The 11827-nt window shown below is 50.7% G+C and carries 8 protein-coding genes and 1 rRNA gene; 4 read left to right on the top strand and 5 right to left on the bottom strand.

The genetic code is table 11. The annotated features are described in order from the left end of the window. Positions 1 to 4: 4 nt before the first annotated feature. Together H164_RS0112910 and H164_RS0112905 are read left to right on the top strand one after the other, a co-directional pair. Positions 5 to 2077 (top strand): RagB/SusD family nutrient uptake outer membrane protein, encoded by a 2073-nt coding sequence (locus tag H164_RS0112910; RefSeq protein WP_019969009.1) that lies wholly within the window; start codon positions 5 to 7, stop codon positions 2075 to 2077. Between the two features lie 18 nt (positions 2078 to 2095). Continuing rightward, the gene (locus H164_RS0112905; protein ID WP_025830416.1) at positions 2096 to 3118 is read left to right on the top strand and encodes a DUF4973 domain-containing protein; all 1023 of its coding nucleotides are present in this window, start codon (positions 2096 to 2098) and stop codon (positions 3116 to 3118) included. A gap of 487 nt (positions 3119 to 3605) precedes the next feature. Here the strand turns inward: H164_RS0112905 and H164_RS0112900 are convergent, their stop codons facing one another. The 4 genes from H164_RS0112900 to H164_RS0112885 form a co-directional block, all read right to left on the bottom strand. Next, positions 3606 to 4055 (bottom strand): HU family DNA-binding protein, encoded by a 450-nt coding sequence (locus H164_RS0112900; protein ID WP_019969007.1) that lies wholly within the window; start codon positions 4053 to 4055, stop codon positions 3606 to 3608. A gap of 210 nt (positions 4056 to 4265) precedes the next feature. Next, positions 4266 to 5963 (bottom strand): hypothetical protein, encoded by a 1698-nt coding sequence (locus H164_RS14720; protein ID WP_025830417.1) that lies wholly within the window; start codon positions 5961 to 5963, stop codon positions 4266 to 4268. Between the two features lie 113 nt (positions 5964 to 6076). Beyond that, positions 6077 to 6472: a hypothetical protein gene (locus H164_RS14715; RefSeq protein WP_019969005.1), complete on the bottom strand. Its 396-nt coding sequence runs from the start codon at positions 6470 to 6472 to the stop codon at positions 6077 to 6079. Positions 6473 to 6926: 454 nt separating this feature from the next. Continuing rightward, on the bottom strand, positions 6927 to 8090 hold the full coding sequence (locus H164_RS0112885; RefSeq protein ID WP_019969004.1) for a sensor histidine kinase: 1164 nt from the start codon (positions 8088 to 8090) through the stop codon (positions 6927 to 6929). Between the two features lie 248 nt (positions 8091 to 8338). Here H164_RS0112885 and uxuA point away from each other — a divergent pair, with 248 nt between their 5' ends. Continuing rightward, on the top strand, positions 8339 to 9604 hold the full coding sequence (gene uxuA / locus H164_RS0112880) for a mannonate dehydratase (RefSeq protein ID WP_019969003.1): 1266 nt from the start codon (positions 8339 to 8341) through the stop codon (positions 9602 to 9604). Positions 9605 to 9623: 19 nt separating this feature from the next. Continuing rightward, the gene (locus tag H164_RS0112875) at positions 9624 to 11210 is read left to right on the top strand and encodes a mannitol dehydrogenase family protein (protein WP_019969002.1); all 1587 of its coding nucleotides are present in this window, start codon (positions 9624 to 9626) and stop codon (positions 11208 to 11210) included. Positions 11211 to 11584: 374 nt separating this feature from the next. On the opposite strand, the gene rrf is transcribed toward H164_RS0112875, so the two are convergent. Beyond that, positions 11585 to 11697 (bottom strand): 5S ribosomal RNA (gene rrf / locus H164_RS0112870). Positions 11698 to 11827 lie beyond the last annotated feature (130 nt).

Below are 11827 nucleotides of genomic sequence, written 5' to 3'. Positions count from 1 at the left end.
CATCATGAAACATAAAAATATCGCCCTGATAACGTTGGCATTGGGCATCGGAACGCTCTTTTCTGCCTGCAATGACTATCTGGACTCCGACAAATACTTCGAAGACCGCCTCACCATAGAAAAGGTTTTCTCCAGCAGAGTACGCTCCCAGCAATGGCTTGCTTACGCTTATTCGTTCTTGAAAGACGAGAATGCCGACGTTGTTGGCAAGGAGAGAGAAACCAATTCGTTTACCTTTGCCGACGACATGTACTATGGCGACCGCGATGTCAACTACGACTCCAAGGAAGCCAATGAACTTTCGTACAACACGTTCATGCAAGGTGAATACGACGAAAACGACTTTAACGACGGCTGGACGATGTGTTACAGGGGCATTTATCAGGCCTCGATATTCATTGCCAATATCTACAGGAACAATGAAATGACCGAAAAAGAACGGCTCGACTTCAAGGGGCAGGCACGTTTTGTACGCGCTTATTACTATTGGCTGTTGCTCCGCCGCTATGGTCCGGTGCCTATCATGCCCGATGAAGGTGTTGACTACACCAAAAGTTACGAACAGATTGCCACGCCACGCAGTTCCTACGAAGAGGTGGCCAACTATATCAGCCGTGAAATGGTGCAGGCTGCCAAGGAAATACAATACACCAAGCGCGACGGAGAAAACATCGCACGCCCCACAAAGGGTGCCTGCTTAGCCACACGTGCCCTTGCACTGACCTACGCTGCCAGCCCGCTGGCCAACGGAAACAGCGATGCCTATGCCAAGCAATTGGTAGACGACAAGGGGCGAGCACTGCTCAACGCTGACTATAAGGAAGAGAAATGGGCCCGTGCAGCAGCTGCCTGCAAAGATGTTATGCAGCTTGGTGTGTACGACCTCTATCATGCCTCGTTCAGCACGACAGATGCAGCGGGCGACCCTGCTACCATCGTGCCAGCCAATACCACTTGCCCATTCGCCCAAAGCGGATGGCCAACGGGATGGAAAGACATTGACCCCTTCAAGTCCTACCGCGTTATATTCAACGGGGATGTCGCACCCGAAGACAACCCTGAACTCATCTTCTCACGTATAGACCAGAATGCCACGCGCATCAACCACAGCATGAAATCATTTGCACGTCATTCCATGCCACGCGACTTTGGCGGCTGGAACACACATGGTCTCACCCAGAAGATGGTAGACGCTTATTATATGAACGATGGTAGCGACTGCCCCGGTAAAGACAGTGAACTGAACGGCGGAAACGGGGCCGAACGCCTCAAGGGATTTACCACCGCACGCGACTATCGCCGCGGAAAATACAAGCCATTGGCCGCCAACGTGTCGTTGCAATATGCCAACCGCGAACCGCGTTTCTACGCCTCGGTGGGCTATAACGGCTCTGTTTGGGAGTATTTGGGCGACCCCGAAAGCACCCACCACAACCGTCAGACTTTCTATTATCGTGGCAGTGGCAACGGCTATAACAACTCACAATTCTACCTGCGCACGGGGATCAGTGTGAAAAAGTATGTCAACCCCACCGACGTTCCTGACCGCGAAGATTACAGGAATATCAAGGACAGGGCTGAACCCGCTATTCGTTATGCCGACATTCTGCTACTTTATGCCGAGGCACTCAACGAACTCGACGGCACCTACAACATTCCTTCATGGGACGAAGCAACCACTTACAACATTCGTCGTGACATTACCGAGATACAGAAAGGCATACATCCCATACGTATACGTGGTGGAGTACCCGATTATTCCACGGATGTTTATGCCAACAAAGACCTCTTGCGCGCCAAGATCAAGCGCGAACGCATGATTGAATTCATGGGCGAGGGCAAGCGTTACTTCGATCTACGCCGCTGGAAAGACGCACCGCGCGAACTCAATCAACGCATTTATGGATGTAACGTGATGATGGATGCCAACCATCCGGCAGAATTTCAACAGATTATTCCTATTAACAATCTGCGCACCACTTTCTCTGACAAGATGTATTTCTGGCCTATCCGTCACAGCGAACTGAAACATAATTCACGCCTGACGCAGAACCCCGGTTGGACCTACAATGATTAATCCTTTAAACTATAGAAAATGAAAGTAAAACACCTTCCGATATATATGGTAATGTTAGTAAGCATACTTGCTACACTTACTGCTTGTAACGACGAATGGACCGAAGAGCAATATACGCAGTATATCAGTTTTCGTGCACCGCTTGGCAAGTTAGGCGTCACCGATGTTTACGTGCCCTACAGCCGCCGTAATGCCGACAAGACTTTTACTGAAGGCAGTGGGCTCTCATCTTATAAACTGCCGGTAATCGTCAGTGGTTCATTGCAGAACAGCAATAACATTACGGTGCATATAGCACATGATGGTGACACACTGAACGTGCTCAATCAAGCCCGTTTCCTAAATCGCACTGAACTATGGTACACCGACATGAAAGATTATGCCACCGTTCCAGAAACAACGACCATCCCATCAGGCGAGAACGTGGGGCTGCTCAACATAAAGTTCAACTTCAACGGTATCGACATGAGCAACAAGTGGGTCTTGCCACTTACTATCGTAAATGGTGCCAACTATGGCTATACGGCCCATCCCCGCAAGAACTACGCCAAGGCACTCCTGCGTATCTTCCCCTTCAATGACTATTCGGGCGACTATTCGGGCAGTACAATGAAGATTTTCGTTACGGGCGACGAAGCTAACGCTACTGCTAAATCTATCATTCGCGGATATGTGGTGGACGATAAGACCATCTTTTTCTATGCAGGCGATGTTGACGAGAGTCGCACCGACCGTGCCAAGTACAAGATTTTTGCCCGCTTTAACGGTGAAAAGGAAGGAACGGTAGACTTCTACACCACCAACAACGACCTGAAACTGAAGGTGAACAAGCAGGCTTCTTTCCACATTATCGAGCAAAAAGACGATGTGAAACCCTACCTCGTGCACCGTTACGTTATCATCAACAACATCAGTTATGATTATGTTGACTACACCTCTGCACCCGGTTCAGAGTTCAACTGGTCGGTCAGCGGCACGCTGACATTAGAACGACAGCTGAACACACAGATCCCTGACGAGGACCAAGCCATCGAATGGTAGTCGTTTCCGACGGTCTGAGAGAGGAAGGGGGAGAAGCCCACCCCTAACCCCTCCCTCGGGAGGGGGAAATATGCAAATAGACCTTGCGAACATTTTAGTTCACAAGGTCTATTCAATTCATAATGACATTAGCCCGCAAGCTCGCAGCTCCCCTCCCTTGGGAGGGGTTGGGGGGGCTTTTGGGGGAGAGGCTTCCAGGTGGGTATTAAAACGGGGAGGGCACACAGACAAGCGAGTTAATCATAAAATGGATTTTGATTTTGAGTTTGATTAAATGCTGATAAGTCGTGCGCCCTCCCCCAAGAGGCTTCCCGCTGGAAGACCTCCTAAAATCTGGGAGCCTCCCCCAACCCCTCCGAAGGAGGGGAGCACAAACAGCGTGCAAACTAATTCCTCGCAAACTCGCAACTCCCCCTCCTTCGGAGGGGGTTGGGGGGAGGCTCTCCTCCCCTCCCTTCGGGAGGGGACGGGGGTGGGTTTGTGGGCTTTAATTCCCGTGCTGCCCTATTCCCCCTTCCTCTTTTTTCTTCTTCTTCTTTTCTTCCTTCCGCTTTGGGTTATCCACCTCCACTTGCAGCTGCTTCAGCGCACGGCGAATGGGGTCTTTCCACGTCAGCACCAGCTTGGGAGCCTTCAGTGCATCGGCCGTCACGTCGATTTCCTTTTCAATCTGTTTCGAGCGCACCACCACGCGCAGCGAGAAGATGTCGCCAAGGTCGAGCCCCACGCCTAGCCGCGCGCACTCCATGATGAGGTTGCGCAGCGTGATGAACACGTTGCGCGCATCACCCTCGCTGAGCGACGTTTCGCGCACGATGCGCTCCAACACCATTTCGGGCGTCAGCTTCTGCTGCCCCTTGGGTTCAGCCACATACACCGTTTTCCCTTTCAGCTTGCCGACCTTGGCCTCAAGCGATTTCACTTTGAATTCTAACATCGTTTATAATTTTAAGTTTGACATGTGTCCGCTCTGCGGACGTTAGATTATTCTTTTGTTTCTGTTTTTCGACTACTGTTACTACTCCTTTCCGACTACTATCAGTAGTCCTCTCTGATTACTGATAGTAATCCTCTAGGACTACCGGTACTACTCCTCCACGACTACTGATAGTAGTCCTCAAGGACTACCGGTACTACTCCTTTTTGACTATTTATAATAGATGAACGGACGTACCCTGCATTGGGTTTCATGCTTGGGGTACCATGTCCACCTCAGCTGCCAATTCCCCTCATGGATGACATGGCCTGCACAGTAGCCCTGTACTGCATAAGTGCGCATCTCTGTACTAGTCCAGTAATCGTCCTTCCAATCTGCGAAGATAGGGTTGGCACCCACCTGTGTGAAGGCTAAATTGGCAAGTTTCTCATGCCATCTGTATGTAGAAAGATACATCTTGTTGAGCGGCTCGCCGAAGCCGAGGTTATAATAGAGCAGGGCGAACTCGCCGTTGCTTGGCAGGTGCCACTTCTTGCCGGCAATCGGGCCTGTCACGGTTATGTGCTTCGCTGCCAGTTCGTCGCCATAATGTCCGGCATAGTAGAAGGCGGGGAACTCGGTCTGGTTGTCGCCCTTGCGCGTGGTGTTGTCGAACCCAGTGTTGACTTCCCATGTGTAGTGGTAGCCGAGCATGTCGCCATAGCTGGAACCCAGATTAACGTTCAGCACATAGTATACGTTGTTCATGTTGTTCACATGGTTGTCGGTGTGATACCACTGCACGCGTTGCCCATTATTGGCCTTCTCCAAGGCCACGGCCAGATGCTTGCTCTGGCTGACGATGACGGCGATAGGTTTATAATTGGGCATGACATATGAGGCATCTAAGATGTTGCCGTCTTGATATAGGTAGAGGAAGCGGTAGAACAGCTTGAAGGTGAAGGTGTACGAGCTGTTGGGTGTCAGTGGCAGCGAGGCGGGGAGCCATTTCGCAGGAAATCTGAATTTCTGCCCGTTGTAAGTAGTCGTGTTCTCATCTCCTAAATCAAAGGAGATTTTATTCGAAGCAACGGTAGGCATGAGGAGATAGACATAGTCACAGTAGGCATTGTAGAAGTCATTGTCATCGGCCTTGGTGCCTCCGCTGCAGGTCAGGGGGTGTTCTTCCATGGCAGTCGTTGTGGCGGTCCATGTGTCCGTTCCGGGATGATAGACGGAGCTCGTCGGTATCGGTTTAGACGTATCGTAACTCATCGCCGGCTTGAGGATAGGCATATAGCTGGTCAGCTTGTAGCGGATACGCGCACAGACATGCTTCATGGTGAAGGTCACCTTCTGGTGGGCAGGTGTCGGGGGCACGGTGTAGGTGGTTCGGCCGATGAGTGCCGTCGCGGCGTTGGCTGCCGTCACAGTGATGTCGTTGCCGTTGCGGCCCACCTTGTCGTTGCAGAGCACAAAGGTGTATGTTCCGGGCTCCAGGTCGAGAGCCTTGTTGCCCAAGTAGTGGAACACACCGCTGCTTATCGTGCCCGTGGTTTCTCCCTTGTATGTAGTGCCCTGGTAGGCTATCATCGTGTAGATACCATCTTCCAAGGCGCGTGTCTTGGCTAAGGGCATGGTGTTGGGCGCATCACGCTTCACGGTCACTTCGGCCAATATTTTGTCGCTCACCTTTACGAGTTTCTTGTACAGTGTGTCGTTTGCTTGGTCGCAGGCCGCGCGTGAGGGAACCTCCTTGTCGCTGTTGTAGTCAGCAAACTCCACGTTGAACTCTACAGTCTTGGCCACGTCCACCTTCTTTCCGCCTTTCGTTCCGTCGTCCTCAATGTTATCATCGTTGCTGCTGCATGCCGCCAGCATTCCTGCCACGAGCAACAGACTTGCTTTTAAGAATATCTGTCTTTTCATTTCCTTTAGTTCTAAAATCATAATACTTAAATCTTCATTAGCCCACAAACTCACGCTCCCTCTCTTGGGAAGGGCCGGGGTGAGTATCTCCCCTCCCCCGGGAGGGGTTGAGTCTATTCCTCCCACACACTCCCCCAGTCCTTAGCCGGGACGACTTGGCTTTTATCCCCTACCGTCCACTCTCCGTTGTCAATCTCTTGTTCTGCGTCCCACTGTGCCGCGTCCGAGGCGGTGCCGTTGGGCGTGACGCTCACGGTTTTCAAAAGGTTGTCGTTCTCCACCGGATAAACCTTAATTTCGGGCATGGTGTATACCCTCTTCTTACACTCCATCTTCTTCATATTCATTGTTGTTACCTTGATTGTGCCGTTTGCATGTAGGGACGCACGGCTCGTGCGTCCGCTCCAATGGCCTATGAATTTGTCTGCTTGTTCACACACACAGTTATTCCCTGATGAGCGGACGCACGAGCCGTGCGTCCCTACATTTCGCTCCCTTATTTCGTTCATTTTTTGCTCGTAAAGGGACACGAATATGCGAACAAAGGGAACTCCGAGAAGCCCTTTGTTTATTAGTATTACGCGCGCTTCGCGCGCGCGTACGTGAAGACGTTTAAACGCCAGGTGCGCTAAGTGTGTGTGTGTGTGTGTGTGTGTGTGTGTGTGTGTGTGTTAGCAAATTATTTGGATTGACCAAATAATAAGCGTTAAAAGATGCAGAGAAATCAAAGTTTCTTTGCACCGGCTCCATATCGTTTTTATTATAATAGGTTGTTAACTGCATAACAGAGGCAAAGGTATAACAAAGTTTTGGGACTGCCAAATAAAAGGAGGAAAAATAAACACGCCCGCCATAACCTTACTCTATAATGCAGGCCGGAATGAAAGTTATAGAAAAATTGCCGTGACGCATGAACTTTTACGTCCAAACATTGAAATTTCCGATGCTCGCATCATTTGTTTTTCACTGACTTTGCCGGGGAATAACGATGCTGAACGTGGTGCCACGGCCCACTTCAGAATGCTTGACGAATATCTTTCCGTGGTGATAGTCCTCGACGATGCGCTTGGCCAATGACAAACCGAGGCCCCAACCACGCTGCTTTGTCGTGAAACCCGGGCGAAATACGTTTTTAATATCCTTCTGTCGGATACCTTTCCCCGTGTCAGAAACATTTATCACGATTGTCTTTCCCTTCGGTTCCACCCGGATATCAATGCGCCCCGTAGCGTTTTCCATGGCATCGGCGGCATTCTTACAGAGGTTTTCGATGACCCATTCGAAGAGTGAGACGTTCAATGCCACGACAATCTCGGGAGCATGCACACTGATGACAATGTTTTTTGACGTCCGGCGATCCATATAAGCCGCGACACGCTGCAATACGGCAAGCAAATCCGCTTGCTCAGAAGCTGGTTGCGAGCCTATTTTCGAGAACCTGTCGGCTATCAATTGGAGGCGTTTCACATCATTATCCATCTCTGGCAACAGCATATCGTCGGGATAATTCTCTTTCATAATCTCCATCCATGCCATCAAACTGGAGATAGGAGTACCCAATTGATGGGCCGTTTCCTTGCTCAGTCCCACCCAGACTCGGTTTTGTTCGGCCCGCTTCAAGGTCAAAAGCGTGAAGATGGCAAGGCAGGCAAAGAGCAGAATTACGGCCAATTGCACGTAAGGATAATAGGACAAGCGGCGCAAAAGCAGTGAGTCGGCATAGCAAACGTCGATATAATCGCGGCGAGTGTCCAAGACAATGCGGACGAAATGACCTTCGGCACGCATTCTTTCGGCCTGACTGACGGCATCTTTCAGACTGTCTGAATGCGTTTTTCCATTGAGTTCGACGTTGCGATAGGTCTGAACATGTCCCTGCTTATTGATGACAATCACCGGAATCGTATGGTTCTCGTTAATTACTTTCAGCACGAGTGCAAGGTCAGTATGCTCGTCTGCCCCATTCAAAGCACGCATCGCTTCGGCCCATAGCTCCATTCGTGCACTCTCTTCTTTGCTCAAATCGCGGACAAGAAGATGAGACACCAACAGAAATCCCGCGGCAATCAGAGCCGCAACCAAGATGAACAAAAGGCGAATATGACGCAAACGATCGGTCCATTTCATATTTTCAGAAACGCTTTCCCATCGCAATTATTGCATGAAACGGCAAGAAGCACCACCGAAGTCCAAACGCTTGCGAGGGTCTGGGCGAGCATAAATTAACGCCATTAGGCCTGCTCATCTCAAAGTTTTACAGGAAACTTTCAAAAAAATTGGCCCGAATGAAATAAAAAGGTTAACTTTGTGGCAATGAAATCATTCATGAAGAAGACGACACCTAAACGCATTTGAATTTTTAATAATCATTATATATGGAAAGAACATGGAGATGGTTTGGCAAGAAAGACAAGATTACGCTTGCCATGCTCAAGGAAATCGGAGTTGAAGGTATTGTTACAGCACTGCATGATGTGCCTTTGGGAGAAGTATGGACGCGCGAAAAGATTCACGATCTCAAGGCGTATATCGAAAGTTATGGTATGCGTTGGAGCGTTGTTGAGTCACTTCCCGTTACAGAGACGATTAAATATGGTGGCCCGGATCGCGACCACCAGATTGAAGTTTACAAGGCAAGTCTGCGCAACTTGGCCGCCGAAGGCATTCACACCATTTGTTATAACTTCATGCCCGTGCTTGACTGGGCACGCACCGACCTGCTTCATGCCAATCCGAACGGCAGCAGCAATCTGTATTTCTCAATTCCAGAGTTCGCCTATTTCGACATTTATATCCTCAAACGTGAGGGTGCGAGAGACAGTTGGGCAGCCTTCCAGACACTCGGTCCCGATGGAAAACCAAACGGACGCGACATATTAAAAGAGGTGGACGCGCTGGCCAAGGAAATGACGCCCGCGAAAGACCACGCCTTGGTGGAGAATATTGTCATCAAGACGCAGGGGTTCGTGAGCGGAAATTTCAAAGAAGGCGACGAGCACCCCGTGGAACTGTTCCGCGAACTGCTTGCCCTTTACAAAGGAATCGACAAGGAACGGTTGCGTGAAAACATGCGTTATTTCCTGAGTGCTATCATGCCCGTGTGTAACGAATGTGATATGTACATGTGTGTGCACCCTGATGACCCTCCATTTCAAATACTTGGCCTGCCACGCATCGTGACTTGCGACGAAGATATAGAATGGTTCCTCAACGCAGTGCCCGACAAACACAACGGATTGACCTTTTGTGCAGGGAGTCTTTCAGCCGGAGCACAGAACAACCTGCCGCTTATGGCTGGGAAATACGCCAACCGAACATGGTTCGTGCACCTGCGTAGCTGCCATGTATTCCCCAATGGCGACTTCACGGAGGCCAGCCACTTGGGTGGAAGAGCCGATATCGTCGAGCTATGCAGGATATTCGAGAAAGAAGAACAAAGCCGTAAGGGCAATCCCAACATCGCCCGACTGCCAATGCGCGTGGATCACGGCATGACCATGCTGGGCGACGAGACCAAGGGCTACAATGCAGGCTACAGCTTCTTGGGCCGTATGTTTGCCATGGGGCAGGTGCAGGGCATCATTGCCACCGTGGACAACGAGCAAGGCATCAGGTATCAACAGCCCGGATTTTACGATTAATCAACCAAACAAATATATCATGAGACTAAAAGAACTACTGACCGACAACTATAATGCCGCAGAATGGGAGGCCAAAGGCTATGAACTGCCCTGCTTCGACATCAAAGCCGTGCGTAAGAACACCTATGAAAACCCCACATGGGTGCACTTCGGAGGAGGCAATATCTTCCGTGCTTTCCCCGCAGCCCTATTGAACGATGCCCTGAACACGGGAAAATATGACCGCGGGGTCATCGTGGCCGAGACCTTCGATGATGAGGTTATCGACAAAGCCTATGCACCCTACGACAACCTTTCACTGCTCGTGAGCCTGCAATCTTCGGGAACGATCGAGAAGAAAGTGATTGCCTCAGTGACCGAAGCCCTCAAGGCCGACCCGCAGTTTGAAGACTGGAACCGACTGACCGAGATATTCCGCAAGCCATCTTTGCAGATGATATCGTTCACCATCACCGAGAAAGGCTACGGTTATAATGAAGAAGACTTAGCCCGCGGGCTCAGTCCGGTGTTTGCCTTGGGCAAAGTGACCGTACTGCTCCACGAACGTTTCAAGGCCGGAAGGCTTCCGTTGACCGTGCAGAGCATGGACAACTGCTCGCATAATGGTAGTAAGGTGCAGGCAGGTGTCTTTGCCTACGCCGAGCGTTGGGCGAAAGACGGGTTCGTAGCGCAGGAGTTCGTGGACTATTTGAAAGATGAAAGCAAGGTATCTTTCCCTTGGTCGATGATCGATAAGATTACTCCTCGCCCACATGAAAAGGTGAAAGCGTTGCTGGCTGCCGATGGTTTCGAGGACAATGACTACATCGAAACGGCCCGACATACCTTTACTGCGCCCTTCGTTAACGCCGAAGAGACGCAGTATCTTGTCATCGAAGACAACTATACCAACGGCCGTCCGCCGCTCAACCTCGGAGGTGTGCTCTACACGACGCGTGAAACCGTAGACAAGGTTGAGACGATGAAGGTAACCACTTGCCTGAATCCGCTTCACACGGCCATGGCCATCTACGGCTGTTTACTTGGCTATGACCTTATCTCGGCAGAGATAGCAGACACTGATATCCGTGCTTTCGTACAGAAAATCGGCTACATCGAGGCCATGCCTGTAGTGGTTGACCCGGGCGTACTCAACCCTTATGAGTTCATCGGTGCCTTCATCAACAAGCGACTTCCTAATCCTTTCATGCCCGATACGCCGCAACGTATCGCCATGGATACCTCTCAGAAGCTACCCATCCGCTTCGGTGAGACCATCAAGAAATACATCTCTCGGGGACTGGATAGGTCTAATCTCGTGCTAATCCCATTGGTATTGGCCGGTTATGCCCGCTATCTGAAAGGCGTTGATGACGCAGGAAAGCCTTTCACACCATCGCCCGACCCGCTCTTGGAAGAACTGCAAAGCATCGTCTCCCCACTTGAAATCGGTCGCGAGCACCAAGACTTCGGTTGTCTGCGCAAGCTCTTCAGTCGCAAAGACGTCTTCGGTTTAGACCTCTATGAGGCTGGTCTCGGCGAACAGATAGAAGGCATGGTCAAGGAACTTTATGCAGGAAAGGGAGCCGTGCGCACCACGCTCCACCGATATGTGAGTGAAAGATAGAGAAAATAACGATGAAAGGCCCGCTGCTCTTCTTGAGTGCGGGCCTTTTTGGTGGCTGTAATCAAGAGCTAAACTCGGCTCTACAGAAGATAAGCCCCGGCTAATAATTTGATTGCCATAATGAAGTTGCTTATCGCATACTGAAAGCAAGTCCCTTATCTCAGCCATATTACACTCCAATCTCACCCATATTACCACGCAATCTGGCTGAGATTAGTGCCTAATATGGCTGGGATCGGACTGCAACAAGGCTGAAGGTGGATTGCCTCTGACCAGGCCTGATTTCACTTGGCCTTGTCCGCCGGCGCATCGTGCCGGCCACAAAACAAAAAAAGAGCCCAGAAGACATTGCTGTCCCCGGGGCTCCAAGTAAAAGAAGGCGGCTACCTACTCTCCCGCATTGCATTGCAGTACCATCGGCGCAGGCGGGCTTAACTTCTCTGTTCGGAATGGGAAGAGGTGGGACCCCGCCGCAATAACCACCTGATGTCTCTTTTGAAGTTGACGGGGGCACGGTTGAGGCGTTGACAAGCTGTTTGTCTTGCCCGTCGCTGTCATCACGGCAAGCGGACCGGTCACGGCTCTCTGCCTGACGGTTTGCCTGTCGGCTGTCGACC

The sequence above is a fragment of the Segatella maculosa DSM 19339 = JCM 15638 genome (genome assembly GCF_000382385.1).
GTDB classification, from domain to species: Bacteria; Bacteroidota; Bacteroidia; order Bacteroidales; family Bacteroidaceae; genus Prevotella; species Prevotella maculosa.
The sequence above is the reverse complement of the archived record's forward strand: the minus strand, read 5'-3'. Positions and strand labels throughout refer to the sequence as shown.

What these genes read in the sequence shown, in the direction of transcription:
- H164_RS0112885 (WP_019969004.1), bottom strand. Translation starts at nt 8,090, where the DNA reads ATGAAATGGACCGATCGTTTGCGTCATATTCGCCTTTTGTTCATCTTG.
- H164_RS0112875 (WP_019969002.1), top strand. Translation starts at nt 9,624, where the DNA reads ATGAGACTAAAAGAACTACTGACCGACAACTATAATGCCGCAGAATGG.
- H164_RS14715 (WP_019969005.1), bottom strand. Translation starts at nt 6,472, where the DNA reads ATGAACGAAATAAGGGAGCGAAATGTAGGGACGCACGGCTCGTGCGTC.
- uxuA (WP_019969003.1), top strand. Translation starts at nt 8,339, where the DNA reads ATGGAAAGAACATGGAGATGGTTTGGCAAGAAAGACAAGATTACGCTT.
- H164_RS0112910 (WP_019969009.1), top strand. Translation starts at nt 5, where the DNA reads ATGAAACATAAAAATATCGCCCTGATAACGTTGGCATTGGGCATCGGA.
- H164_RS14720 (WP_025830417.1), bottom strand. Translation starts at nt 5,963, where the DNA reads ATGAAAAGACAGATATTCTTAAAAGCAAGTCTGTTGCTCGTGGCAGGA.
- H164_RS0112905 (WP_025830416.1), top strand. Translation starts at nt 2,096, where the DNA reads ATGAAAGTAAAACACCTTCCGATATATATGGTAATGTTAGTAAGCATA.
- H164_RS0112900 (WP_019969007.1), bottom strand. Translation starts at nt 4,055, where the DNA reads ATGTTAGAATTCAAAGTGAAATCGCTTGAGGCCAAGGTCGGCAAGCTG.